This is a genomic window from Chitinophaga sp. (assembly GCF_039596135.1).
Lineage (GTDB): Bacteria > Bacteroidota > Bacteroidia > Chitinophagales > Chitinophagaceae > Chitinophaga.
Window position 1 is genome coordinate 92760 of record NZ_JBCNKH010000011.1, and the last position, 26997, is coordinate 119756.

At 45.5% G+C, this 26997-nt stretch carries 29 protein-coding genes; 16 read left to right on the forward strand and 13 right to left on the reverse strand.

The window, feature by feature from the left end; all coding sequences use genetic code 11:
* Positions 1–132 precede the first annotated feature (132 nt).
* Together ABDW16_RS10245 and ABDW16_RS10250 are read left to right on the forward strand one after the other, a co-directional pair.
* A complete protein-coding gene (locus ABDW16_RS10245; RefSeq protein WP_343669504.1) occupies positions 133–408 on the forward strand; it encodes a hypothetical protein in 276 nt (91 codons plus the stop codon).
* 57 nt (positions 409–465) lie between these two features.
* The gene (locus ABDW16_RS10250) at positions 466–1368 is read left to right on the forward strand and encodes a LysR substrate-binding domain-containing protein (RefSeq protein WP_343669505.1); all 903 of its coding nucleotides are present in this window, start codon (positions 466–468) and stop codon (positions 1366–1368) included.
* Positions 1369–1410: 42 nt separating this feature from the next.
* On the opposite strand, the gene ABDW16_RS10255 is transcribed toward ABDW16_RS10250, so the two are convergent.
* The 4 genes from ABDW16_RS10255 to ABDW16_RS10270 all read right to left on the reverse strand — a co-directional run bounded on the left by ABDW16_RS10255 (position 1411) and on the right by ABDW16_RS10270 (position 3570).
* Positions 1411–1914, reverse strand: coding sequence for a hypothetical protein (locus ABDW16_RS10255; RefSeq protein WP_343669507.1), 504 nt, complete (start codon positions 1912–1914; stop codon positions 1411–1413).
* A gap of 83 nt (positions 1915–1997) precedes the next feature.
* On the reverse strand, positions 1998–2528 hold the full coding sequence (locus ABDW16_RS10260) for a hypothetical protein (protein WP_343669508.1): 531 nt from the start codon (positions 2526–2528) through the stop codon (positions 1998–2000).
* A gap of 46 nt (positions 2529–2574) precedes the next feature.
* A complete protein-coding gene (locus ABDW16_RS10265; protein ID WP_343669510.1) occupies positions 2575–3066 on the reverse strand; it encodes a hypothetical protein in 492 nt (163 codons plus the stop codon).
* Positions 3067–3570, reverse strand: coding sequence for a sigma-70 family RNA polymerase sigma factor (locus ABDW16_RS10270; RefSeq protein ID WP_343669512.1), 504 nt, complete (start codon positions 3568–3570; stop codon positions 3067–3069).
* A gap of 303 nt (positions 3571–3873) precedes the next feature.
* Here ABDW16_RS10270 and ABDW16_RS10275 point away from each other — a divergent pair, with 303 nt between their 5' ends.
* The 3 genes from ABDW16_RS10275 to recR all read left to right on the forward strand — a co-directional run bounded on the left by ABDW16_RS10275 (position 3874) and on the right by recR (position 9278).
* On the forward strand, positions 3874–7032 hold the full coding sequence (locus ABDW16_RS10275; RefSeq protein ID WP_343669514.1) for an ATP-dependent DNA helicase: 3159 nt from the start codon (positions 3874–3876) through the stop codon (positions 7030–7032).
* Positions 7033–7115: 83 nt separating this feature from the next.
* On the forward strand, positions 7116–8612 hold the full coding sequence (locus tag ABDW16_RS10280) for an Ig-like domain-containing protein (protein WP_343669516.1): 1497 nt from the start codon (positions 7116–7118) through the stop codon (positions 8610–8612).
* A gap of 48 nt (positions 8613–8660) precedes the next feature.
* Positions 8661–9278: a recombination mediator RecR gene (gene recR, locus ABDW16_RS10285; RefSeq protein ID WP_343669517.1), complete on the forward strand. Its 618-nt coding sequence runs from the start codon at positions 8661–8663 to the stop codon at positions 9276–9278.
* A 115-nt stretch (positions 9279–9393) separates the two neighbouring features.
* Here recR and ABDW16_RS10290 read toward each other — a convergent pair whose 3' ends face one another.
* Positions 9394–9594, reverse strand: coding sequence for a hypothetical protein (locus ABDW16_RS10290; RefSeq protein ID WP_343669518.1), 201 nt, complete (start codon positions 9592–9594; stop codon positions 9394–9396).
* A 272-nt stretch (positions 9595–9866) separates the two neighbouring features.
* Here ABDW16_RS10290 and ABDW16_RS10295 point away from each other — a divergent pair, with 272 nt between their 5' ends.
* From ABDW16_RS10295 to ABDW16_RS10320, 6 genes are all read left to right on the forward strand, one after another.
* Positions 9867–10883: a homocysteine S-methyltransferase family protein gene (locus tag ABDW16_RS10295; protein WP_343669520.1), complete on the forward strand. Its 1017-nt coding sequence runs from the start codon at positions 9867–9869 to the stop codon at positions 10881–10883.
* A gap of 33 nt (positions 10884–10916) precedes the next feature.
* A complete protein-coding gene (metH, locus tag ABDW16_RS10300) occupies positions 10917–13667 on the forward strand; it encodes a methionine synthase (protein ID WP_343669521.1) in 2751 nt (916 codons plus the stop codon).
* 71 nt (positions 13668–13738) lie between these two features.
* Positions 13739–14503 (forward strand): exodeoxyribonuclease III, encoded by a 765-nt coding sequence (locus ABDW16_RS10305; protein WP_343669522.1) that lies wholly within the window; start codon positions 13739–13741, stop codon positions 14501–14503.
* A 15-nt stretch (positions 14504–14518) separates the two neighbouring features.
* On the forward strand, positions 14519–14821 hold the full coding sequence (locus ABDW16_RS10310) for a DUF4286 family protein (RefSeq protein WP_343669524.1): 303 nt from the start codon (positions 14519–14521) through the stop codon (positions 14819–14821).
* A gap of 307 nt (positions 14822–15128) precedes the next feature.
* Positions 15129–15398 (forward strand): HU family DNA-binding protein, encoded by a 270-nt coding sequence (locus tag ABDW16_RS10315; RefSeq protein ID WP_012788562.1) that lies wholly within the window; start codon positions 15129–15131, stop codon positions 15396–15398.
* Between the two features lie 216 nt (positions 15399–15614).
* Positions 15615–15743 (forward strand): 30S ribosomal protein THX, encoded by a 129-nt coding sequence (locus ABDW16_RS10320; RefSeq protein WP_343669530.1) that lies wholly within the window; start codon positions 15615–15617, stop codon positions 15741–15743.
* 59 nt (positions 15744–15802) lie between these two features.
* Here ABDW16_RS10320 and pdxH read toward each other — a convergent pair whose 3' ends face one another.
* A complete protein-coding gene (gene pdxH / locus ABDW16_RS10325; protein WP_343669531.1) occupies positions 15803–16447 on the reverse strand; it encodes a pyridoxamine 5'-phosphate oxidase in 645 nt (214 codons plus the stop codon).
* Positions 16448–16567: 120 nt separating this feature from the next.
* Here pdxH and ABDW16_RS10330 point away from each other — a divergent pair, with 120 nt between their 5' ends.
* On the forward strand, positions 16568–17653 hold the full coding sequence (locus ABDW16_RS10330; protein ID WP_343669532.1) for a DUF3298 and DUF4163 domain-containing protein: 1086 nt from the start codon (positions 16568–16570) through the stop codon (positions 17651–17653).
* Between the two features lie 45 nt (positions 17654–17698).
* Here the strand turns inward: ABDW16_RS10330 and pyrH are convergent, their stop codons facing one another.
* From pyrH to ABDW16_RS10365, 7 genes are all read right to left on the reverse strand, one after another.
* Positions 17699–18412, reverse strand: a complete 714-nt coding sequence (gene pyrH, locus ABDW16_RS10335; RefSeq protein ID WP_343669534.1) for a UMP kinase — start codon at positions 18410–18412, stop codon at positions 17699–17701.
* 180 nt (positions 18413–18592) lie between these two features.
* Complete coding sequence (gene tsf, locus ABDW16_RS10340) at positions 18593–19420, reverse strand: translation elongation factor Ts (RefSeq protein ID WP_343669536.1); 828 nt, start codon at positions 19418–19420, stop codon at positions 18593–18595.
* Positions 19421–19552: 132 nt separating this feature from the next.
* Positions 19553–20554, reverse strand: a complete 1002-nt coding sequence (gene rpsB / locus ABDW16_RS10345) for a 30S ribosomal protein S2 (RefSeq protein WP_343669538.1) — start codon at positions 20552–20554, stop codon at positions 19553–19555.
* Between the two features lie 77 nt (positions 20555–20631).
* Positions 20632–21021: a 30S ribosomal protein S9 gene (rpsI, locus tag ABDW16_RS10350; RefSeq protein WP_343669540.1), complete on the reverse strand. Its 390-nt coding sequence runs from the start codon at positions 21019–21021 to the stop codon at positions 20632–20634.
* A 14-nt stretch (positions 21022–21035) separates the two neighbouring features.
* The gene (gene rplM, locus ABDW16_RS10355; RefSeq protein ID WP_343669541.1) at positions 21036–21479 is read right to left on the reverse strand and encodes a 50S ribosomal protein L13; all 444 of its coding nucleotides are present in this window, start codon (positions 21477–21479) and stop codon (positions 21036–21038) included.
* A gap of 301 nt (positions 21480–21780) precedes the next feature.
* Positions 21781–22470, reverse strand: a complete 690-nt coding sequence (locus ABDW16_RS10360; protein ID WP_343669543.1) for a zinc metallopeptidase — start codon at positions 22468–22470, stop codon at positions 21781–21783.
* Positions 22471–22904: 434 nt separating this feature from the next.
* The gene (locus ABDW16_RS10365; protein WP_343669544.1) at positions 22905–23027 is read right to left on the reverse strand and encodes a hypothetical protein; all 123 of its coding nucleotides are present in this window, start codon (positions 23025–23027) and stop codon (positions 22905–22907) included.
* A 29-nt stretch (positions 23028–23056) separates the two neighbouring features.
* Between ABDW16_RS10365 and radA the strand changes: the two genes are divergently transcribed.
* The 4 genes from radA (at position 23057) to ABDW16_RS10385 (ending at position 26905) form a co-directional block, all read left to right on the forward strand.
* Positions 23057–24424, forward strand: coding sequence for a DNA repair protein RadA (gene radA, locus ABDW16_RS10370; RefSeq protein ID WP_343669545.1), 1368 nt, complete (start codon positions 23057–23059; stop codon positions 24422–24424).
* A gap of 6 nt (positions 24425–24430) precedes the next feature.
* Positions 24431–25111, forward strand: a complete 681-nt coding sequence (locus ABDW16_RS10375; RefSeq protein ID WP_343669546.1) for a ComF family protein — start codon at positions 24431–24433, stop codon at positions 25109–25111.
* 48 nt (positions 25112–25159) lie between these two features.
* Entirely contained in the window at positions 25160–25687 is a 528-nt protein-coding gene (locus ABDW16_RS10380) for a glutathione peroxidase (protein ID WP_343669547.1), read from the forward strand.
* A 78-nt stretch (positions 25688–25765) separates the two neighbouring features.
* A complete protein-coding gene (locus tag ABDW16_RS10385) occupies positions 25766–26905 on the forward strand; it encodes a hypothetical protein (protein ID WP_343669548.1) in 1140 nt (379 codons plus the stop codon).
* Positions 26906–26997 lie beyond the last annotated feature (92 nt).

Sequence of the window (26997 nt, forward strand, 5' to 3'; positions counted from 1 at the left end):
AGGCTCTGAGTCAAGCGTATATATACGTATTTTATATGTGAGAACTACGGTTTAAAATTCTAAGTACCAGTCGCTTAAATACTAGCATTGATATAAATTTTTCTATACTTTTTAATTTAAATGAACAACACTATGAAAAAGTTTCTGACTGGTGTATTCGCCCTCCTCATGGGTGCTTCTATCGCGTTTGCACAGACTCCTGCCGCACAGCAAAAACAGGACAAGCCTAAAACCGAAGCTAAACAGGATGCTCAAAAGTTGAAAAAAGACGGTACTCCCGACAAACGTTACAAAGAGAACAAGGAACCAAAAACTGCCACCGGCCCGAAAAAGAAAGATGGTACTCCTGACAAACGTTACAAGGAGAACAAAGACCCTAAAGCAACTGACGCCAAAAAGAAAGCTTAATTATTGTAAAAGGCTGGCTATAACAAGCCAGCCTTTTTATTTTCGTACATTTATCGCATGTTGGACTTCAGGTTAAAAGTGTTTTATACAGTTGCCCGGCGCTTAAGCTTTACCAAAGCAGCCGAAGAGTTATTTATTTCCCAGCCCGCCGTAACCAAACACATTCACGAGCTGGAACAGCAGGTGGGCATGGCCCTCTTCGAACGAATAGGCAACCGTATCAAGATTACCCGTGCAGGACAGGTGATGCTCAAACATGCAGACGATATCTTTACCAGTTACCGCAATCTCGAATACGAGATCAACCAGCTCAAACATGAACAGGGTGGCCTGCTGGCTTTAGGTGCAAGCACCACTATTGCGCAATACTTTATCCCCCCCTTGCTGGCACAGTTTAACCAACGCTACCCTGAAGTAACTGCATCCCTGATCAGTGGCAATACTGAACAGATAGAACAATCCCTCCTTGACAAAAGTATTCAGCTAGGCCTCATAGAAGGCCGCTCTAAGAATCCGGTACTTAAATATGTGGAGTTCGCCAAAGACGAAATAGCACTGATCGGAAATGTAAACTACAACTATGGCGATAACACACCACTCAATGCAGCCGACCTGAAAAATATTCCCCTGCTCATGCGCGAACATGGCTCAGGTACCCTCGAAGTGATTACCGATGAACTGAAAAGATTAAAACTAAAGCTGACCGATCTGCAAATAGCCATGTACATGGGTAGTACAGAGAGTATAAAATCTTACCTGCACCATGCGCCTTGCGCTGCATTCCTCTCCCTACAGGCAGTACAGCGGGAGCTGGAAGCAGGAGAATTTAAGATCCTGCCGGTTAAAAACTTCAAGCTGGTGAGAAAGTTCCATTTTATATACCTGCAGGGACAGCAGGATAAATTAGCACAACTATTTATGCGCTTTGCAAGGCAACATGCAGGTCCCCAACAACTATAAAATAAAAAAACCGGCCATTGCAGCCGGTTTCAGTTTTATTCATTAGCTACGCTGTAGCGTGTAAACAATAAATCCTGTTTTGTCCTCATAGTTCACGGCCGCTCTCCATACCATTGTTGTTTTGTCCAGGGAGCTGATCTCCAAACGGTATCCCTCTGCCACATTCTTTGCCTTTACACCACCACCAATCTTTTTGAACTGCAACATTTCTACGCCACCGGCCTTGTAGATAGACCATACAATAGGCTGTGAAGCTGTGCTACAGCCATCTTCAGTAGATGTCAGGGTATAAGAACCATTTGTTTCATTGTTCGGAAATACCCACTGGCTACCTTTAAAGCAACTATAAGAAGCCTGATCAAAAACAGTAACTTTTGAATGCTGAGGAATCCCTTCAAAGCTGATATCAGTAATCACCCAGTTTCCTTTTACACTCCCCTTGCTTGCGCTCACATTGGTATTGGTAGCTGCTCCTGACTGGGTCTTGCAGGATATGGTGAAGAGAGATGCCAGCAAGCACAATGCTGCTAATGTAAGATGCTTCATGTAAGAAATATTTAGATGTTAAAAAGGCAGTAACGCAATTAGTTACTTGCCAGAATTTAGAAAAGACAAGAAGTGTACCAAACCTACCTATGGGTTTGGTGTTGCTGCCCCATATTGGGCAGCATGCGAAGAAAACGGTCTTCCATCTGATGAAAACGGTTATAGAAATACAGGGTGGTAGCCAATAAACCAATGATAATCATCCCCATCGCAATAACGGCACAACGCCACCAGATGCTCACAGTCATAGTGTAGTTGCGGGGCTGCAAAACGTAGGTCGGATTTTCAGGCAATGTCCTCCTGCTCCTGGGAATCTTTTCCCAGCTTATTTGAGCAGCAATCTTGTTCCAGACTTTTGCAGGAGGAGTTACACCTCCTTCTTCGGTGATTTTTTGCAACCGATATTCGGCCATGGAAATTTCCGTTTCCAGCTCAGGGTAGATGTAACGCATGCGTTCCAGCAATGCCTCCTCCTCTACTGAGGCTAGTCCCAGCAGGTAGCATTCTATAATGCCACTGTCTATGTAATCCTGTAAATCCAGCGGACAATAAAATAAGAGGTGAAACCATGTGTTCCCCCAAAGGTCAACTTCACATGCCTGCGCAAATGTCAAATTAAAATCTGAATTATATTACTTTTTTATGGTTATATCCATAAAATCACCAGGAATTGATGGGAGCTTTTGCACGGGGAGCTACCTGTTCCAGTTTTTTTTCCTGCATCTGGTATTTTAGGTAGAAGTAAATCGCCGAAGCCAGACAAACCTTTGAGAGAATAAATACGGCAATGAAAAAAACCTTCCACCATTTGTGTACGGTGATGTATTGATTATCCTTAGGCTGGATATTGATGTAGGTAGTATTGTAGCTGGCCTGGTGGTTTTGGTTGGATTTGCGGTAATCGGCAGTATCCTGATATTCCTCCCCCTGCCAGTTAATCCGCTGAAGGATCCGGTCTTTCAGCCACCCGGGAGGCGATACAGCTTCCGCAAATGCTGTTCTTTCCATACGCTTCTCCACAGCAGCTATTTCACTGTTGAGTTCAGGGTAGAGCCTACGCATATATTGCAGCTCCTCTACCTCTACGTTGGTAGCAAGCCCAAGTACATAGCTCTCTATGATACCGCTTTGTATGTAGTGATCAAGTTCCAATTAGTTCCTTAAAAAGTTTCTGAAAGCCACCATTATTTCCCGCATCTGTCCGGCTATCGTTTCGGCATCTACCCCTATCATTCGGGCAACTGCTTCTTTGGGCAAGCCTTTAAAGTAACACAGGTAAAAAACTTTCTGCTTATCCTGTGGCAAGGTGTTGGTAAATCGCTGTAGCAGATTGTGCCCCTGGAGCACCACCCCTCCCATTACTTCCCCGGTAGCATGACCGCCCTCCGAAAGGGCTATTCCCCTTGTCAGGCGCATCATCCAGCCGAAAAACGTGGCGTTGCCAGATTGCTTGTAGTTGTAAACCTCACTATATATACGTATAAATACAGTAGTAAGGATGTCCTCAGCCTTTTTATTATCAGGAACCACTTGTAATATTACACTGTATAGAGCTGGACCATAGTAGTCATACAATAACTCCCTGGCTTTGGGGTCACCAGCAATCAAGCGTTCAATCAGTAAATGCTCATCAATATGAACAGCAGCCTGTTCCAAATGTTGTCGGTTTAACTATAACTAAGATAGCCATTCTGCCAATAACCATCAACTTTCTTGTTATAACACCTAAATATTACGCAAAGAACTCATAAATGGGTTTATCTGCTACCGGCAAAGTAATATCAAAACGCATATGCGAGGGCGTGATTTTCTCCTGGTTATCCACCCCCGGGAAAAAAACGTCCATGCCTCCGGTATTGATGCATTTAATCCCTGCTCATACAGCAACCGATAGATTTTTGCCATAACTTCATATATAATTTAGTGTCGCCAGATGCTAATCCATTTTCAATTATAGTCATGTCCAGAGATCAATATCAACAACGTTTCGAGGAAGTGTATAATCGGTTAAATGAACGGCAGCGGGAAGCTGTCGATAATACCGAAGGCCCTGTGATGGTGATTGCCGGTCCCGGTACCGGTAAAACGCAGATCCTGGCATCGCGCATCGGCAAAATTCTGCGCGATACCGACTTTTTACCACAGAACATTCTCTGCCTCACATATACCGATGCAGGTACTGTAGCCATGCGTAAGCGCCTCACCGATTTCATCGGGCCCGATGCTTACCGTGTCAATATCCATACCTTTCATTCCTTCTGTAATGAAGTGATTCAGGACAACCTGGGCTATTTTGAAAAGAACAGCCTCGATCCTATATCAGAACTGGAAAAAATACAGCTGCTCAAAAAACTCATCGACGGCTTTGATAAACAGAATCCTCTTAAACGCTACCGTGGCGATGTGTACTTTGATATGAACAACCTCTCCAACCTCTTTTCCACCATGAAACGGGAAGGCTGGACAGTTGATTACATCAAAGGCGCTATCAAAACTTATATAGACGATCTGCCAAACCGCGATGAATTCATTTGCAAAAGAGCGACTAAAAATTTCAAAAAAGGTGAGATCCGCACCGATAAAATTGAAGTTGAAATCGAAAAGATGGCACGCCTGGAAGCCGCTGTAGAGCAATTCCTCGTATTCAACTCTCTCATGCATGCCGCTAACCGGTACGATTTTGATGATATGATTAACTGGGTGATCAGGGCTTTTGAACAAAATCCTAACCTCCTCGCTGACTACAAAGAACGCTTTCAATACATACTCGTCGATGAGTACCAGGATACCAGTGGTACCCAGAATAAGCTAATACAGCAACTCATCAATGGCGAAGAACTGCCAAATGTATTCGTAGTGGGCGATGACGACCAGTCTATCTACCGTTTCCAGGGTGCGAATATTGAGAACATGGAACAGTTTGCCGGTAGCTTTGCAGAAACCCTGCGCACCATCGTACTCACACAGAACTACCGCTCCGTTCAGGATATCCTGGATGCCTCCATGACCCTGATTGACAATAACGGCAACTCCCGCCTGGTAAATCAGCTGCCTGGCCTTAGCAAACAACTAACGTCCAGCAACGAGAAGCTGATGCACCTCAATATCACACCTGTCATTCAGCGCTATAACACCCCTCGCGATGAAATGGCCGGGTTGACAAACACCATGGTATCACTGCTGGAAAAAGGTGTTCCTGCCGGCAAAATAGCCGTGATCTACCGTGAGAACCGCTTTGGCGAAGAACTGGCACAATACTTCCGTCTCAAAGGCATTCCTGCCTATTCCAAAAGGCATGTAAATATTTTTGAGATTCCGTTTGCACGCAAAGTACTCACCATTCTGCGCTACCTGGCGGCAGAACTGGATACGCCTTATAGCGGAGATGATCTGCTCTTCAAAATCATGCACTTTGATTTTTACGACATCCCACCAGTTGAAATAGCTAAAGTGAGTATACGGGTAGCCGAAAAAGGATATGCGGAAAAATCTTCCATGCGCCAATACCTGCAGGAGTGGCAGACCACCCGCAATCTTACACTCTTTACCGAAGCACCCGAACAGGCCATGATGGACATGAGCAAAATGCTGGAAAGGTGGATCAAAGAAGCCCATAATCTCACCCTGCAGCAACTCTTTGCCAGCATTATCAGTGAAGGTGGCATCCTCTCCTATATCATGGACTCGCCAGAGAAAATGTGGCTGATGAAAGTATTGCAGGCACTCTTTGATTTTATTAAAGAAGAAACCCGCCGCAATCCTGATCTGGGCCTTGTGCCATTCGTAGAGATGGTAGACCTCATGGAATACAACAAAATACCTATCCCACTGGTACAGGTATCCGGCAATGAAAAAGGGATTAACCTGATCACTGCACACGGCTCAAAGGGACTGGAATTCGAGTATATTTTCCTGGCAGGTACCAACTCGCACCTCTGGGAAAAGAAAAAGAAAAATAACAGCGGGTTCTCCTTCCCCGATACAGTATTTGCGACACAATCTACCAGTACAGATGAGCAGGAGCTGCGCCGCCTCTTTTATGTGGCCATTACCCGCGCAGAAAAATACCTGTACATCAGTTACCCGGAATTCAGGCTGGATGGGAAACCCCTGGAACCCAGCATGTTCATCACCGAAATACTGGAACAACACCAGCTGCCCAACGAAAAAGTGGAGCTATCCGAAGATGCACTTTTTGCCTTCGAATCCCTCCATTACAGCAAAAACCAGGCTCCTGAAATAGCTCGTGCCGATCAATTGTTCATCGACAACCTGCTCGCCAGCTTTACCATGAACGTGACGGCGCTGAACAACTACCTCGATTGCCCGCTGGGCTTCTTTTATAAAAACCTCGTACGTATCCCCACCGGACGCTCCGAGAATACTGAATTTGGTTCTGCCGTACACTATGCGCTGGAAAAACTCTTCCAGAAAATGCAGGAAGCAGGCAACAACACCTTCCCTACCCGCGAAGAGTTCATCAAAGACTTTGTATGGAGCATGCGCCGCAACCGCGAATGCTTTACCCGCGAATCCTTTGAAAGAAGAATGGAATATGGTAAGGAAATTCTGGCCAACTACTACGATACCTACATCGGCACCTGGAACAAGATCGTGAGTGTGGAAAGGAACGTGCGCAATATCGTGGTGAGTGGTGTACCACTCAAAGGAAAGGTTGATAAACTGGAATTTGAAGGCAACCAGGTGAATGTAGTAGACTACAAAACCGGTGATTATGAAAAAGCCATCAAAGACTACAAAAAGTTCGACCGCCCTAACGAGAAGAATCCGAACGGCGGTGACTACTGGCGTCAGGCGGTGTTTTATAAAATCATGCTGGATAATTACCGCTCCAAAAGCTGGCAGGTATCCAGTACAGAATTTGACTTCATCGAGCCAAATAAGCAAAAGGTATATCACAAGGAAAAAGTGTTCATTACAGCAGAGGATATCGCAACCGTGACACAGCAAATCGTGGACACCTGGACCAAAATCCAGAATAAAGACTTCTATACCGGGTGTGGTAAAGAAGATTGCCCATGGTGCAACTTTGTGAAAGACCACAAGCTGCACATCGCGCTCCATAACCTGGAAGAAGAAAGCGAATTACAATTTTAACATTTCCTGCGCTCCGGCAATATTTGGATATTACTGATTCAAATTTGATCTTTGGACCCGGTTTTTGGTATAATACGATAAAAATGAATCAGAACTTCCGTGGCTGGGTTTCCCTGCTTACAGTAATCATAGCAAGTGTACTTTTGTTCCCCCGCTGTGCGAACATCGTTCCGCCCAGTGGAGGTCCTAAAGACACTTTACCCCCTGTATTGCTCGCCGCCAGCCCTGCAGATTCCAGCCTGCACTTCAAAGCCCACAAGGTAGTTCTGTCTTTCAGTGAATACGTAGAACTGGACAACATCTTCGAAAAGCTGATCGTATCCCCTACCCTGAAACGTACGCCAACCGTGACAGCCAAATTGAGAACTGTTACCATGGTCATTAAGGATACGCTGGACCCGAATACAACTTATACTTTCAATTTTGCAGACGCCATCCGCGATATCAACGAGCATAACCCCATCCAGGACTATGCTTACGTAATATCTACCGGCGGCTACCTCGACTCCCTGCAGGTAAAAGGCTTCATCATCAATGCTGAAACCGGTAAACCGGATAGTAACGTATCTGTCATGATGTACCGCCACCTGGACGATTCCGTAGTCTCCAAAGAAAAACCAGTTTACTATGCCCGTTCCAAAGGTAATGGCGCTTTCTGGTTCAAAAACCTGGCTCCCGGCGATTACAAGCTATTCGCCCTTAAAGAAGAAAACAAAGACTTACAATACAACGATCCGAAAGAACTCATTGCCTTCCAGGATAGCCTGGTACACCTGCGGGAATCAAACCTGTACGATATACCATTGCTCACCTTCCTGGAAAAAGATTCTACCCTGAAGGGTGGTCCGGATGAGATAGGTGGCCCTGGTGGCGAAGGTGCCCCTCCGGCCCCACCTGAGCAAGACGACAAAAAAAGCAAGGAAGAAAAAGAGAAGGAAAAGAAAAGAAGAATCCTTGTGGCTGCTACCCTGGGCGAAAAAAACACCCAGGACCTGGGCCAACCGCTGATCGTGAATTTCAGTGCCCCGGTAAAAACACTGGACACGACTCACATATTGCTGGCAGAAGATACTACCTTCAAACCGGTAGCCTTCACCACATTCTTTGACTCTACCCGCAAAGTACTGCACCTGGTGTACAACTGGAAAGAAGGAACTCCATACCGCCTCACCATCCCTAAAGAGGCCGTACTCGATACCCTCGGGCAGGAACAGTCCAAAGCCGACACCATACTCTTCAATGCCAAGAAAGAATCAGATTACGGCAGTGCAATGCTCAAGCTCACCCTCAGCGATAGCCTGAAAGCTGCTGGTGGAGATACCATGCACTTTGTGGCACTGCTGGTGAAAGACAAGGATATAAAATACTCCGGGAAAATTGTAAATGGCAGCTGGATCCAGAAGCGCATTATCCCTGCGGAATATGAAATAAGGATCCTGGTTGATGATAACAATAATGGCAAATGGGATCGTGGTGTGTACTATGGTACCCCCAAAAAACAACCCGAAAGAGTGGTGAACTTCCCTAAAAAGGAAAACATCAAAGCCAACTGGGGAGTACCCATCAAATTGCAGTTATAACCGGCCGTGGGGCGCATAGCCCCCACGAAAAATCATTATTTTTGCACCATGATTTTTTCCTCCGCTCTGATAGAAAATGCTGTCAATGAATTTGCGCGGCTGCCAGGTATAGGCAAGAAAACAGCGCTTCGCCTGGTACTACACCTCCTCAAACAGGACCCTGCGCAGGTAAAGCTATTCGGCGAGGTAGTCACCCGCATGCGTGACCAGATCAAATTCTGCAAAACCTGTCACAACGTCTCTGACGAAGAAGTTTGCTCTATCTGTAGCAGCCCTACCCGCAATAAAGCATTGGTATGTGTCGTGGAAAACATCCGCGATGTCATGGCGATTGAAAACACTCAGCAGTTCAACGGGGTTTACCACGTACTGGGAGGCATCATCTCCCCCATCGATGGCATCGGCCCTGAACAACTGAATATCTATTCGCTGGTAGAAAGAGTACAGCAGGAAGGTGTGGAAGAAATCATCATGGCGCTGAGCCCGACGATCGAAGGGGACACAACCATTTATTACCTCTCTAAAAAGCTGAAGGATTTTCCTGTAAAGATTACCACTATCGCCCGTGGTATCGCCTTCGGCGGCGAACTGGAATATGCGGATGAAATGACGCTGGCCAGATCCATCTCTAACCGTTTACCACTGGAAAGTTACGTACAGAAATAAAAAACGCTGAAGGTATCAGCGTTCTGCAGCTGCCTTTCAGCGTTTTTTTAAAAAAGATACGAGTGCTCAACAACACCCGTGTGTGTTTAACCTGTAATTCCACGTTATGAAAAAGCTATGATTGATCTTTGTCTTTTTGTTTTCCTCCGCCTTCTTCCTCATTGCGCAGCTCACGCCAGCGCTCAATCTCATACTTGTTCAGAAAGCAGATTCTAAATACAGTAGTGGCTTCATTCTCAGCATCCTCAGGAACCGGGTATAAACCAAATTGCGCTAAATGCTTTTGCAAACTGTGTACATGCTTCGCAATGCTCATTGTCTTAAATTTTTTGTTTAAGCAGGTTGTTAACTATGCGGGCAAAGTGGTGGATTCCCTGGTAGTAATCAGATGGTGGTATATTGATCCATTGTTGTATTACCCTACAAATATAGTAGACTTTTGGTTTCAAACAAAATTTTCTCTCATTTTCCTGAATAAAGTAAAAAATTCTGCGAATACATCTTCCGCTGGTGATATTTCATATAATGAGGCAATAAATAAGTATCTTTGTATGTCTTTCCGGGAAAAAAAGTAAACGCATTATCGATATGAAATCATTATCCCAGTGTGCAGCAGAACGTATTCTGATTATAGATGGTGCTATGGGTACCATGATCCAGCGCTACAAGCTGGACGAAGCAGATTATAGAGGCGAGCGTTTCAAAGATTACCATTTGGATGTAAAAGGTAACAATGACCTGCTCAACCTGACTCAGCCCCAGATCATCGAAGCCATACACAAGGAATATCTTGACGCTGGCGCCGACATTATCGAAACCAATACTTTCAGTAGCACGACCATCGCCATGGCCGACTACGATATGCAGGCACTCGCTTTTGAACTGAACGTGGCTGCCGCACAAATTGCAAGAAGAGCTGCTGATGCTTATACAGCGAAAAACCCCGACAAACCCCGTTTTGTAGCAGGCGCGATCGGACCGCTGAATAAAACACTCTCCCTCTCCCCCGACGTGAACAATCCGGGCTTCCGCTCCGTTACTTTTGACGAAGTGGTCACTGCTTATTACGAGCAGATCCGGGGCCTGCACGAAGGCGGAGTAGATATCTTACTGATCGAAACTATCTTTGATACCCTCAATAGTAAGGCTGCTATCTTTGCTGCCAAAAAGTACTTCAGGGATATCAAACAACCAGAACTGCCTATCATGATCTCCGGTACTATCACCGATGCCTCCGGACGTACCCTGAGCGGCCAGACCCTGGAAGCATTCTATATCTCTGTAATGCACGCCAAACCTTTCTCTGTAGGATTAAATTGTGCACTGGGTGGTGAGCAGATGCGCCCACACATTGCAGAACTGGCGCAGATAGCAGGCTGCTATGTAAGCTGCTATCCAAATGCCGGCCTGCCAAACGCATTCGGAGAATACGATGAAACGCCGCACGATACGGCCTGCATTCTCGAAGACTTTGCGAAAGAGGGTTTTGTAAACATCGTTGGCGGTTGCTGTGGCACCACCCCGGACCATATCCGACACATTGCAGCGCACGTAAAAACGATCGCACCAAGACCATTACCAGTGCAGGAAACTACATTGGCCTAATTTTAATTTATCCGCTAATTACCATAGCTACCAATGAGCGATACACTCAATACCGCACAAACTGCCACCGGACAGGAACAAACTGTCATCAAACCATTTCTGCGCCTGAGCGGCCTGGAGCCACTGATAGTACGACCTGAAACCAACTTCATCAATATTGGTGAACGTACCAACGTAACCGGTTCCAAGAAATTTGCCCGCCTCATCAGGGAAGGACAGTACGAAGAAGCACTGTCCGTAGCCCGCCAGCAGGTAGAAAATGGAGCACAGGTACTGGACGTAAACATGGATGATGCCCTCCTCGATGGTGAACTGGCAATGACCACCTTCCTGAACCTGCTAGCCGCAGAACCGGATATCTCCAAGATCCCGGTAATGATCGACTCCAGCAAATTCAGCATCATTGAAGCAGGTCTGAAATGCCTGCAGGGTAAATGTATCGTGAACTCCATCTCTCTCAAGGAAGGTGAAGAAAAATTCATTGAACAGGCCACCATCTGCAAAAGCTTCGGGGCTGCCGTGGTTGTAATGGCGTTCGATGAACATGGACAGGCAGATACCGAAGAGAAAAAAGTGAGCTTCTGCCACCGCTCTTACAAGATCCTGACAGAAGTAGTAGGTTTTGATCCACAGGATATCATCTTCGACCCTAACATCTTTGCGATTGCTACAGGTATCGAAGAACACAATAATTATGCAGTAGACTTCATCAACGCCACCCGCCGTATCAAGGAACTGATGCCACTGACCAGCGTAAGCGGCGGTGTGAGTAACATCTCCTTCTCCTTCAGGGGAAATGATGTAGTACGCGAAGCTATGCACTCCGTATTCCTGTTCTACGCTATCAAAGCGGGTATGAACATGGGTATTGTGAATGCCGGTATGCTGCAGATCTATGATGAAATTGAACCACAATTGCGTGAGCTTTGTGACGATGCCATCCTGAATCGCCGGGAAGATGCGACAGAACGCCTCATCGCCTTTGCCGAAACCGTAAAGGCAAAAGGCAAGGTGGTCGAAAAAGACGAAACCTGGCGCCATGGCTCTGTAGAAGAAAGACTGAGCCACGCACTGGTAAACGGTATCACTGATTACATTGAAGCTGATACCGAAGAAGCCAGACAAAAATACCCCCGTCCCCTGAATGTGATCGAAGGGCCACTCATGGATGGAATGAACGTGGTCGGAGACCTGTTTGGCAGTGGTAAAATGTTCCTGCCACAGGTAGTAAAAAGTGCCCGTGTAATGAAGAAATCCGTTGCCGTACTGACTCCATTTATTGAGGAAGAAAAAGCCAGGCTGGTAGCAGAGAATGGCGGTGTGATCAAATCAGCTGGAAAAATCCTGCTGGCGACTGTAAAAGGCGACGTTCACGACATCGGTAAAAACATCGTAGGCGTGGTATTGGGCTGCAATGGCTACGACATCATCGATATGGGCGTAATGGTTCCTGCAGAAAAGATTCTGCAAACCGCCCGCCAGGAGCAGGTAGACATCATTGGTCTCAGTGGCCTGATCACCCCTAGCCTCGACGAAATGGTGCATGTAGCCAGGGAGATGAAACGCCAGCACTTTGAGGTACCATTATTAATAGGCGGCGCTACTACCTCCCGTACCCATACCGCTGTAAAGATTGCACCTGAATATGAACACGGCGTAGTGCATGTACTCGATGCATCACGTAGTGTGACCGTAACTGGTAACCTGCTGAATAAAGCCCTGAAGAAGAACTTCCTCCAGGAAGTAACATCAGAGTACACCAAACTCAATGATAACTTCCGGAACAAGAAACCTGTGAAACAATACCTGCCTATTGCAGAAGCCCGCCAAAACAAGGCAATCAGCAACTGGACAGGCTTCAACCCCGTGGTTCCAAAACAACTGGGTGTACAGGCATTTAAGAACTATGAACTGGCCGAAATAGCTGAATATATAGACTGGCAGCCATTCTTCATCTCATGGGAACTGCACGGTAAATTCCCGCAAATCCTGACTGACGAAGTAGTAGGTGTAGAAGCAAGCCGCCTGTATGAAGATGCGAAAGCAATGCTAAAACGCATCATAGAAGAGAAATGGCTGACTGCCAATGGCGTAATTGGCCTCTTCCCTGCCAGCAGAACAGCAGATGATACCATCACCGTATTGTCTCCTAAACAAGGCCAGGGTACCGTAAGACTGGAATGCCTGCGTCAGCAGATCAAGAAGGCCCCAGGTCAGCCAAATCTTTCACTGGCAGATTTTATCGCTCCTTCTGACACTGGTATCCAGGACTATATGGGCGCCTTTGCCGTAACTACAGGTGGTAATATAGAAACCTGGCTGGAAAAATTCAAGGCAGACCATGACGATTATAGCAGCATAATGCTCAAAGCGCTTGCAGACAGGCTGGTAGAAGCCTTTGCAGAGCTGATGCATGAGCGTGTGAGAAAAGAATTCTGGGGCTATGCCTCAGAAGAACACCTGAGCAAAGATGACCTGATCAAAGAAGAATATGCAGGTATTCGTCCTGCTCCAGGCTATCCTGCCTGCCCGGAACATACAGAAAAATACAAACTGTTTGATATGCTGGATGCTACCGAACACACAGGTATCACCCTGACAGAATCACTGGCTATGTATCCTGCGGCAAGCGTAAGCGGCTGGTATTTTGCTAATCCTGCCGCCAAATACTTTGGTATAGGCAAGATTGAAAAAGACCAGGTAGAAGATTACGCTGAGCGCAAAGGCTGGACCGTAGAGGAAGCAGAGAAATGGCTTAGGCCGGTACTCGAGTACGATATGTAAAAACTTCGTTATAATTTTTACCTGAATGCCGGTGGTTGGGCTGCAATCACCGGCATTCGTATATTTACAGTATGAGAATCATATCGTACAATGTAAACGGGCTCCGCTCTGCCATGACAAAAGGCTTCACAGAATGGCTCAAAACCGACCCCGCCGATATCATCTGCTTACAGGAAATTAAAGCGCACAAAGACAATGTAGACTACCAGCAATTTGACGAGCTTGGCTATGAACATTACTGGTATCCTGCTCAGAAAAAAGGCTACAGCGGTGTAGCCGTCCTCACTAAGATAAAGCCAGACCATGTACAATATGGAAACGGCTACATGCAAAGCGATGCCGAAGGCAGGGTGATACGCCTCGATTTTGGGGATATCACACTCATTAACACCTATATTCCTTCCGGCACCAGTGGAGACGAAAGACAAACCTATAAATACCAATGGCTGGACGAGTTCTATAGTTACCTCCATACACTCAAAGCCACAAGACCTAATATAATAGTGTGTGGCGACTACAATATCGTGCACAAACCAATCGATATTCATGATCCGGTCGGCAATAAAAACAGCAGTGGTTTTCTGCCTGAAGAACGTGCCTGGCTGGACAAATTGTATGAAAACGGCTTTGTAGATACCTTCCGTCATTTCTGTGCCGATCCGCACCAGTACAGTTGGTGGAGTTTCCGCGCCAATGCACGTAATAATAATAAGGGCTGGCGTATTGATTATATCAGTGTCACTACTCCCCTGCAGGAAAAGCTGAAAGAGGCTAAAATATACGCCGATGTAAAACACTCTGATCATTGCCCTGTCTACCTGCAATTGGGCCACTAACAAGGATTTCCGACTATGATTATATTTAACGTTACTACAATGGTGTCGCATCCCATCAACGACAGATGGATGCAATGGATGAAAGAAGACCAGATCCCGGCTATCATGAATACCGGCTTATTTCATGATTATCGCATGTGCAGGCTGCTGGAACAGGATGAGGAAGATGGCCTCACCTACTCCGTTCAATTCTTTACAGATACGCTGGAAAACTACCAGACTTACATAGACGAGTATGCGCCAGTGCTCCAAAAGAGGGCTTATGACCTGTTTGGAAGCCAGTTTGTGGCCTTTAGAACCGTGATGCAGGTAGTTTAACATCTAAACTTATCCACAGGAAATCCACTGTTTATCAGGGATTGTGAGTTTGGTACAATACTTGGAACACTCTGACGTTTATAATAAAACCAGTAGCAAATTGCCACTAGTAGCGGGTTTCAGCAATTAACTCCTGTTTTGCTCATTAATCCATATCATGGGCGAATCAGCTGTAACCGTTACCTGTAGCCCTTTTCAGCCGATAAATTTTTGCCTAAAAAAGATGTAAAAAATTTGGTAATCTGATAAAACGCGCTATATTTGCTCACATCAAACATTTTAATTCACTAGTTAAATCTTACTAGCTATGAACAAAGCCGAATTAATCGACAAACTGGCAAAAGATGCCGGTATCACTAAAACCCAAGCTAACGAAGCACTGGATTCTTTCACTAAAGCTGTTGCTGATACCCTGAAAAAAGGTGGTAAAGTAACCTTAGTAGGTTTCGGTACTTTCTCTGTTTCTAAACGTGCTGCTCGTAACGGTAGAAACCCACAGACTGGCCAGATCATCAAGATCAAAGCTAAGAAAGTTGCTAAATTCAAAGCTGGTAAGGCGCTGTCCGACAAGCTTTAATCTGTTAGCTTACCTTATTCAAGCAAGGAACATTATTGTTTCTTGCTTTTTTCATTTATATAGGTCCCCTTTATAGGTCCACCTTCTGTTCGACGCTTGTTCGACGCTTGTTCGACGCTTGTTCGACTAAACTACCCACTAACACCTTAGTTTGTGGTATTTTCCTTTTTTCTGTAATTTGCACCAATTAATATTAAACAATCAAACTGTCTAACAATGGGTAGAGGTGATATCAAAACCAAAAAAGGTAAGATTTTCAGTGGTTCTTTCGGAAAATCAAGACCCGCTAAGCCAGCAAAAGCTGCTGCTGCTAAGGCTGCAAAGGCTGCTGCAAAACAAGCCTAAAAATTATTAAAGAGGCTGACCACTTAAACATGTTCAGCCTCTTATAATTTCTTTTAATATCAGGGCGCCAGGCGCTCTATCTTCCAGCTATTCCCCTCCAGGCTGTACTGGATGCGGTCATGAAGCCGACTTCCACGCCCCTGCCAGAACTCTACTGCAACCGGTTTCACAATATAGCCACCCCAGTTTTCCGGTCTCTCAGGCGCACTTTTCTCATATTTCTCCGCCACTGCTTTTACCTTCTCTTCCAGGAAACTCCTGCTTGGAATCACCTTGCTCTGTGGAGATGCAATAGCACCAATACGGCTGCCCAGCGGACGGCTATTGTAATATTCATTACTCATAGCCGCATCCACTTTGGATACTATGCCGTCTATGCGCACCTGTCTTTGCAGCTCTTTCCAGAAAAACAACAGGGATACATGCGGATTAGCCGCCATTTCGTGGCCTTTACGGCTATCATAATTGGTAAAGAACACAAAACCATCTGCATCAAAGCTTTTCAGCAATACAATGCGGGTAGTAGGAATACCTGCAGATGTGCTGGTAGCCAGCGTCATCGCATTAGCTTCGTCTATCTCCCCGGTAATGGCATCATTCCACCACTTTTCAAATTGTTGAACAGGATCCTGGGCTACTTCGCTTTCGTCCAGTTCGGCAAGGGTATAATCCTTACGCAGGTCAGCTACGTTTTTATTTAGCATGGGCCAATAATTTACTACTACAAAGATACACGATGGCCCCTGCATCAAGGCACCAAAATGCTTGATTGTCATCAGCATCCAACCGGTTAAAAGAATATGAATAATTATTAATTTTAACGCATGAGAACCATACTCCTTATTACTATCTCAGCTATTTTACTGGTATCCTGTGGCGACAGGCATCCCAAACAAGCTGCTGCGAGTCTCCCCAACTTCAGGACCACGCCCTATTTTTATGTACAGCTGAAAGGTACCCTGGCAGGTAAGAATATTACCATGGAGCTGACCAAAACCAGTCCGGATATGTACCGTGGATATTATATGTATGACGATATCGGGGAGCCGATCGCCATCTGGGGCAACCTGGACCAGAACAAAATGCTGGTATTGAACGAGAGTACGGATGAAAAGGAAGAACGCTTTTTCACCGGCATCCTGGATAGCGCCGGGGTGTACAAGGGTAAATGGAGAGGAAAAGGCACTACTTACGAGTATACTCTCACGCCAGATATGAAAGATGCCACCCCCCTGAGTGTATATTATGGAGAAGACTCTGCGAAACTGCTGCCTGGCAATCCGGCCTCCCCGGTAGCCGTAGCTACCAACGCTATCATCTGGCCAGCTCCAACCCTGGATGAAGCTACCACGGCATTCATTCGCAACACCGTCACCGGCAACCCTGCTTTAGACAATCCAGTCCGCTACCTGAGAAGGGATATCGATTCCTTCCTGGTCACTTACAAAACGACTGAAAAAGATATCGATACCACGCAGGAAATTCCTGCCACCGCCAGCTGGTCTGCCGATGCAGATATGAGAGTGGTGTATAACCATTATCCATATTTATCCATCGAATCATTCTCCTATGAGTATACAGGCGGCGCACATGGCAATTATGGCTCCATTTACAAGGTTTTAGATCTGAAGAAGAGGAAAGTATTAACGACAGCAGACCTGTTTAAACCGGGCTATAAAGAGGCATTACCGGCATTGCTGGAAAAAGCGTACAGAAGAATTTTCTGGGTGAGCGAGGAAAACACGTTGAAAGACCAGTTGCTGGTCGATCAGATTCCCGTAAATGAGAACTTCTTCATTACGGAAAAGGGAATTGGGTTCTGCTATACACCGTATGAGATCGGGCCTTATGCAATGGGGCAGATTACTTTGTTCCTGCCTTTTACGGAGCTCAAAGCTTATCTAAAATAAAAGCAATCGGGGAATTGCTAAGCAATTCCCCGATTCCAAATAAGTTTATCCTTTTACCAGTGTCCCCACATTCTTTCCCATAATCACCTGCAGCAGGTTGCCCGGACGGTTCATGTCGAACACGATAATCGGGAGTTTATTTTCCTGGCATAGTGTAAAAGCGGTCATATCCATCACATTCAGTGATTTTTGATACACCTCAGAGAAAGTAATGGTTTCAAACCTTGTAGCGGTGGCGTCTTTTTCAGGATCGGCGGTATAGATACCATCCACACGGGTTCCTTTCAGAATCACATCTGCCTGGATCTCGATCGCACGCAGGGAAGCAGCTGTATCGGTGGTGAAGTACGGGTTACCGGTACCGGCACCAAAAATTACAACACGGCCTTTTTCCAGGTGACGGATGGCACGGCGGCGAATGTAAGGCTCTGCGATCTGCTCCATTTTGATGGCTGACTGCAGGCGGGTATATAAGCCTACCTTTTCCAGGCCACTCTGCATGGCCATACCATTGATAACTGTCGCCAGCATCCCCATATAATCGCCCTGGGCACGCTCAATACCTGTCTCTTTTTCGTTCATGCCACGATAGATGTTACCACCACCAATCACGACTGCAACCTGCACGCCCAGATCAGTAGCAGCTTTAATATCGTATGCATACTGTGAGATCACCCGGTGATCGATCCCGTAATTACCTTCGCCCATCAGGGACTCACCACTTAGTTTAAGTAAAATACGCTTGTACTTTGGCAACATGACTATTGAAAAATGATATATTAATTGAAGTTAGTTATCGGTTACTGCGCCCCTAAGATACAAAAAATGCGGAACGCGGAATTTCCGGGGCAGGTTTCCCCCTTGTTGACACTACATGATTTCCGTTAGGCACAAAAAAAAGGAGAGAAAAACTTCTCTCCTTTTCTGACCGGGATTATATTATCCCAATGCGATTCTGCTGAATCCTGTTACCTTCAGGCCTGCACTTACAGACTTCAGGTAATCACCAACAGATTTATTATTATCTTTTACAAATGCCTGTTGTAACAGGGTATTGTCTTTGAAGAATTTGTTCACCTTACCCATAGCGATTTTCTCTGCCATGTCGCCGGTTTTACCTTCAGCAGCAATCTGCTCGAGCGCGATTGCTTTTTCACGTGCAATCAGCTCTTCGGAAACTCCAGCAGCATCAACAGCCAGTGGGTTCATCGCAGCAATCTGCATAGCGATATCTTTACCTACTTCTTCAGATACAGCTTCAGAGAAACCTACCAGTACGCCCATGCGGTAGTTACCGTGGATGTAAGCAGTTACAGAAGCAGCGTTGATTTTTTCGAAACGTGCCAGGGTAATCTTCTCACCGATCTTAGCTACCTGGTCGTTTACTTTATCATTTACAGTTGCGCCATCCAGTGTAGCAGCACCCAGTTCTTCTACGGTGTTAGCACCGGAAGTCAGGGCCAGGTCTACCAGGGACTGAGCAAACTTGATGAAATCTTCATTCTTAGCTACGAAGTCAGTTTCGCAACCCAGTGCTACTACCACACCTGTCTTGCCATCAGCAGCAGTCTTAGCAATGATAACACCTTCCTTAGTTTCACGGTCAGAACGTAAAGCGGCTACTTTTTGGCCTTTTTTACGCAGATAGTCAACTGCTTTTTCAAAATCACCATCGCTTTCTACCAGCGCCTTTCTGCAATCCATCATACCTGCACCTGTTTGCTGACGCAGTTTGTTTACATCAGCGGCTGTAATTGTTGCTGCCATAACTTATAATGAGTTTAAGAGTATTAAGTTTATATGAATTTTGCTACTTGTCCGTTTATATGACCAATTGCGAACCACAGATCAGGTAAGCTGTCCACGGTTCGCAATTGATCTATTTAGTCATGAACAGAATTATCTTCCGCCACCACCTGGTCTGCTACCACCAGAACCTGCTGGACGACGTTGTCCGCCGCCACCGCCGCCTGGACGGTTACCACCGCCACCAGGACGGTTACCACCACCACCTGGGCGATTGCCGCCGCCACCTGGACGGTTGCCACCACCACCTGGGCGATTGCTGTTACCACCTGGACCACCTGGGCCACGACCACCTGGCTTACGACCTCTTTCACCACCACGATCATCACCACCTTCGAGTTCGAATTTCAGCGCTTTGCTGTCTTCTTCTTCCTCTTCAACTACGTCGTCAGTTTTCTCGTTTGCTCTTTCAGCCAGACCTTCTGCAATTGCTGCAGCGATATAGTTAGTAACGATTGCGATAGATTTAGTAGCATCATCGTTCGCTGGTACTGCGAAGTCTACCTTGGTAGGATCGGAGTTAGTATCTACCATACCGAAGGTGGAGATACCCAGGCGACGAGCTTCTGCCAGTGCAATGTGCTCATGGCTGATGTCAACCAGGAACAGTGCTGCAGGAACACGAGCCAGCTGAGCGATACCACCCAGCACTTTCTCCATTTTTTCCTTATCACGTGTTAAGGTCAGACGCTCTTTCTTAGTGATGCTATCGAAAGTACCATCAGTCAGCATTTTCTCGATACTCTGCATTTTCTTCACGCTCTTACGGATAGTGGTGAAGTTGGTCAGCATACCACCTAACCATCTTTCAGTCACGTAAGGCATGTTTACACGCTTAGCCGCTTCTGCTACGATTTCTTTAGCTTGTTTTTTTGTTGCAACGAACATGATCTTCTTACCGCTCTTTGCGATAGATTTCAGGGCTGCAGCAGCATCCTGTAATCCTTCAACGGTTTTGTTCAGATCTATGATGTGAATACCTTTCTTTTCTGCGAAAATGTAAGGCAGCATTTTTGGATTCCATTTCTTCTTCAGGTGGCCGAAGTGTACACCTGCCTCCAGTAACTGCTGCTGCAATGAGGTATTATTTTCCATGTTATTATACTCTGTTATAAAAGGTCAATGTTAATAATCTGCGATGGGTATATACAACCACCACGCATTCATCACGATTAGCGTTTAGAGAACTGGAAGCTTCTTCTTGCTTTAGCTTTACCTGGTTTCTTACGTTCAACGCTTCTAGGATCACGTTTCAGCAATCCAGCTGCTTTCAGTGCAGGGCGGAACTCAATGTTCACCTCACACAAGCCACGTGCAATACCCAGTTTCACAGCTTCTGCCTGACCCTTGATACCACCACCGGCAGCATTTACTTTTATATCAAATTTATCCAGAGCGTCGATAGTTTTCAACGGCAGCTCTACCTGGTTCTGCAGGTAAACCAACGCGAAATATTCTTTATAGTCCTTGTCGTTGATTGTAATTGCACCTGTGCCCTTGCTGATATACACGCGAGCTACGGCTTCCTTACGACGACCAATAGTATTTTTTTGCTTTTCCATGTATCAGAGAAAAATTAGAAAGTTAAGGATTTAGGTTTCTGCGCAGCATGCGGATGCTCAGCGCCGGCATATACAAACAGTTTTTTGTACATAGCACGTCCCAGACGATTCTTAGGCAGCATGCCCTTAACAGCCCTTTCAATCACCACTTCCGGACGACGACGGATCAGATCCTTAGCTACCTCTGCTTTCTGACCACCTGGATAACCAGAGAAAGTCAGGTATTCCTTGTCATTCCATTTATTACCAGTCAGCTGGATTTTTTCAGCATTGATGATGATCACGAAATCTCCACAATCAGTGTGAGGAGTATAGTAAGGCTTGTTCTTACCTCTTAAAATGGACGCAATCTTCGCGCTCATCCTACCCAGTGTCAGGTTGGTAGCGTCTACAATATGCCAGTCACGCACTACGGTTGCGTCGTTGGCAGATTTAGTCTTGAAGCTTAAAGTATTCATTATAGTAAATAAAATTTACGCTTGAAATATGATCCCACACAAATTGGGAACGCAAAGTTAATTCACATACTTTGAAAAACCATACTTTTTAAGACATTTTTTACAAGACACCCTTACAATGTATTGATTTTCAATTAAAATTTTGACTAAGAATTATCAACATAGCTAGTGAAATAATTCTCTGAGCCGTTTTTCACCTCTTTATCAGGCCCAAACATATATAGCACAAATCATATAAACAGAAAGGCCGGAAGCAGTCTCTTACTTCCGGCCCCTACAATTATGACAAAGTGTTTGTTTATTAATCCCTGTCCCTTGCGCCCAGGAATAAAAAGATATACTGTACCAGCATCACCACCGAAGCAACTGCTGCTACTACATAGGTCATAGCCGCCCACCACAGGGCATCCTTTGCCTTTTCATGCTCCTGCGGCCTCATCACATTGGTATTGTCCAGCCAGATCAATGCCCTGCGCGATGCATCGAACTCTACCGGCAGCGTTACCAGTGCAAACAAAGTAGTCAGCCCAAATAATATAATACCAATTAACAACGGCGCCGACGTCCAGTAAAGAACAAGTACCCCGATCATCAGCACAAACTGTAACCACTGGGAGCTAAACTGCACCAATGGTACCAGCCTGGACCTGAGACCCAGCCAGGCATAAGCATCCTTATGCTGGATCGCATGCCCACACTCATGGGCAGCAACCGCAGCGGCCGCTACATTCGCCCCGGAATATACCTCCGGACTCAAATTCACTGTTTTGTTGGTAGGGTCGTAATGGTCAGTCAGAAACCCCTCCACAGATATCACCTGCACATCGTATATCCCATTCTCATTCAACATCTTCTGCGCTATCTGCTTGCCGGTCAGCCCGGATGAGGTAGGTATCCCACTGTATTCCCTGAATTTCCCCTGTAACCGGTAACTCACCAGCATGCTGATCCCAACAAAAATCAGCGATACTATCAATATTCCAGGTGTCATAAATAGAACAAGTATTTATTTTCTTATATAAAATTACCCCTAACTAAGATCAAATTCCCCTCCAAAACCACCCTTTCAAAAGGATTTATGATTTCCTTAAGAAACTACCCTCCCTACCCCCTCCCAAACCTGACAACCATAAATTTAACACTGTCATTATGTCCCAAATTGTAATTTTTAAGTCATAATTCCGGACTATATGACAGCTGTCAATAAGCCTTTTATGAGCGGTTTTTCATATATATTTTTGGGCGTTATCAATCCTATTTATCAACCTTTTACGCTCGTTCATTGAAAGTATAATTAAATACCAGGAAGCCCTGAAATGGGCTATGGGAGCCGATCTGTCACATTACAAAAACTCCTCAAAAGTTATTCACATCGATTAAATAAACTTTTTTATTCTGAAGCCATTTAGTAATTTAGACCTGAATTTAATGGGTTAGTAAGTAGAAAGAGTCAGCAGAATCTTCTGTTGGCTCTTTTCTTTTTAAGCCATTTTTTTCCCACCCCAATTTTTCCCTTTTTTTAACTTTTTTATCGATAGCACTGCTCATTTTTTTAGTGCTTTTATCACCTTTGCTACATGAAAATAAAATCAGCATTCTTCTGTCAGAATTGTGGATACGAATCGGCTAAGTGGACAGGTAAATGTCCTTCCTGTAATCAATGGAATACATTCGTTGAAGAAAAAATTCAGAAAGATGTTCCTCTACGCAATCAAAGCTGGCAGCCAGAGAAAGAGACTGGTCGTAATAACATTGTGAACCTCAGCGAAGTAAGTGCCGTTGAAGAAGAAAGATTACTCACTCCTGATATTGAACTGAACCGTGTACTCGGTGGCGGTATTGTTCCGGGATCACTCGTTCTCGTAGGCGGTGAACCCGGAATAGGTAAGAGCACCCTCTTCCTGCAAAATGCATTGCACCTGAAAAACATCACTACCTTATATGTAAGCGGTGAAGAAAGCGCATCACAGGTAAAGATGCGCGCAGACCGCCTGCAGGCTACCAACGATCAGTTCTACCTGCTCACAGAAACCAATACCCAGACCATCTTCCAGGAAATAAAGAAACTCCGCCCACAACTCGTGGTGATCGATTCTATACAAACCTTGCAGTCTCCTTTTATCGAATCTGCTCCGGGTAGCGTATCCCAGATCAGGGAAACCGCCGCCGAAATGCAACGCTTTGCCAAAGAAAGCCATGTGCCCGTATTCCTGATCGGTCATATCACCAAAGATGGTTCCATCGCTGGTCCCAAAATCCTGGAACACATGGTAGATACCGTATTACAATTTGAAGGTGATCAACACTATGCATACCGCATATTGCGTACCATCAAAAATCGTTTTGGTTCCACTGCAGAACTGGGCATTTATGAAATGACCGGCACCGGACTACGACAAGTTACCAATCCTTCAGAAATTCTTATCTCTCAGCGCGAAGACCTGCTCAGTGGTGTTGCTATCGCTTCTACAATGGAAGGTATGCGCCCTATGCTCATCGAGGTACAGGCACTCGTTACTCAATCTGTATATGGCACACCACAACGTACTGTGACAGGCTTCGATCTTCGCCGCCTGCAATTACTGCTTGCTGTGCTTGAAAAAAGAGGAGGTTTCCACTTCGGTGTCAAAGATGTATTTCTCAATATCGCAGGTGGTATCCGTGCAGAAGATCCCGCTATCGATCTTGCAGTTCTATGTGCACTACTATCTTCTTATGAAGACATTGCCATTGCAGGCAAAATCTGCTTTGCAGGCGAAGTAGGCCTGAGCGGCGAAATCCGTGCAGTTAACCGCATCGAACAGCGCATAGCAGAAGCAGAAAAACTGGGTTTTGAAAAGATCTTCGTCAGCCGGTATAATAAAAAAGGGGCCGACTTCAGTAAATTCAATATTGAAGTGATTCCTGTAGGCCGTGTAGATGAAGTATACAGCAGATTATTCTGATCATATATGTTTACAGCATTACTCCATCTTTGTTTTCCCCATGTATGTGAGAGTTGTGGTACCACACTCACACCTACCGAAGCATTCCTGTGTCATCAATGCACAGTTCTGTTGCCACACACCGGCTTTCAGCACTTTACAGAAAATCCTGTCGAAAAATTGTTCTATGGCAGGTTGCAGGTACAACATGCATTGGCTGCTTACTATTTTTCACAGGCATCTATGTTGCGTAAGCTGGTGCATAAAATAAAGTACCGGCACAAAAGGAAACTAACACACTACATGGGAAAACAAATGGGAAAGATCCTCGCCCAGACCAGCTGGATCCACCAGGTCACCTGCATTGTACCAGTACCTATTACTAAAAAGAGGGAGAAATTCCGGGGTTATAATCAGTCTGCTTTATTATCAGCTGGTATCGCCGCCGTAATTCACAAACCCGTGTTACCACATGCACTAAAAAGAATCATATTCACCGCCTCTCAAACCAGGAAAGGCAGAATCCTCCGCTGGCAAAATGTACAACACGCTTTCCGGCTCGAACACCCTGAATTGCTGAAAGACCACCACGTATTATTAGTCGATGATGTGATTACAACAGGCGCTACCACTGAGGCCTGTGGAAAGCTCTTTCAACAGGCAAATATTCCGTTCAGCATTTGTTCCCTGGCATATGCACATCATTAACTCCTAATGTGTGAGTTATTCTTTAATTTCATTACAAACTTTGTAGGTATGTTAAAAACATTGCTCATCTCGTTATTGATATTTATGAAAAGCAGCGCCATTTATGATTTTAAAGTTGAAGCTGTAGATGGTGGTAAAATCAATTTTGCCGATTACAAAGGCAAAAAGATCCTGATCGTGAACACTGCTTCTCTCTGTGGAAATACACCACAATATGCAGAACTGGAAAAACTGTACGAGAAGTACAAAAAGAACCTGGTGATCATCGGTTTCCCTGCTAACAATTTCGGTTCCCAGGAGCCCGGCAGCAACCAGCAGATCCAGGAATTCTGTACCAAAAAGTATGCAGTGACATTCCCGATGGCAGCCAAGATTTCTGTGAAAGGTGCAGATATACATCCCATCTACAAATGGCTGTTAGAGCAAAGCAAGGAAAAACATTTAGAGCCTGCTGAAGTACAGTGGAACTTCCAGAAGTACCTGCTGGATGAAAAAGGAAACCTGGTAGCTGTATTTGCACCTAAAACACAACCTAATTCTGCAGAAGTAATCGCTGCAATAGAAAAAAAATACTAACAAGCCGCAAGCCTCTTTTCCATTGAAAAAATCGCTTATGCCAAAGGGGTAAGCGATTTTTTCTTTTACTTTGCAACCATGCTTTTCTCCAATATCATAGGTCAGGACGATATCAAGCAACAATTGCTTAAAGCTGTCACCCAACACCGCATCAGCCATGCCATGATTCTACTGGCCCCTGAAGGCGCCGGTGGTCTGCCCCTTGGCCTTGCCTTCGCCCAGCATCTCGTATGCGAAGACAAACAGCCGGATGGCCCATGCGGTAAATGCCCTGCCTGTATCAAAGCAGAAAAGTATATCCACCCCGACATTCACTTCTCCTACCCTGTCATCCCCAAAAAAACAGGCGATAAACCCATAAGTAGCGATTACGCCAGCGAATGGCGCGAATTCATTACCGAACATCCATATGGTAATGCCTACGACTGGCTGCAATTCATAGGAGCAGAAAACAAGCAGGGAAATATTACCGCTACTGAATGCCAGGACATCATTCGCAAACTAAGCCTGAAAAGCTTCGAGAGTAAATACAAAATCCTCCTCATGTGGATGCCCGAGTACCTGGGCAATGAAGGAAACCGCCTGCTCAAACTGATCGAAGAGCCACCAGATGATACCATCTTCATCCTGATTGCCGAAAACCAGGAACAAATCCTGGCCACCATCCTTTCCCGTACCCACCTCATCAAGGTGAATCCACTCCCCAAAGATGTTTTGGTAGATGCACTCGTCACCAGGGCCAATGCACCTGCTGCCAGGGCCCGTCAGGCTGCTACAATTGCCTCCGGCAACTACCGGGAAGCCCTTGCCCTGCTGCAAAACTCAGAAGATGACTATCATGAGCTGCTTCGCAACTGGCTCAACTATATCTTCACCAACAACCGCCTGGCCCTCCAGGAATGGATAGAAGGTATAGCCAATGCCAAAATGGGCCGCGAAAACCAGAAGCAGTTCCTCCGCTACTTCATCAACCTGCTGGAACACACCCTCCGGCTAAAATACATAGACAGAAGCCAGCTGGCCTTCTCTGAAGAAGAAACCGATTTTGCCCTCAAACTGCAAAAACTGGCCAACCTCCGGCAAATGGAACTAATTATGCAGGAGCTGGACAATGCCAGCTACTACATTGAGCGCAATGCCAACGCTAAACTGCTGTTTCACGCGCTCAGCATCAAATTACAGTACATTTTTAAACATAAGCCGATCCCGGCCTGTTAAACCTATATTGACACGACGGGACATTACTTTTTCCGTTACCTTTGTTACTTTCGCCCTTTTGTATATATAAGGGGAAATACGTATTTTAAAGC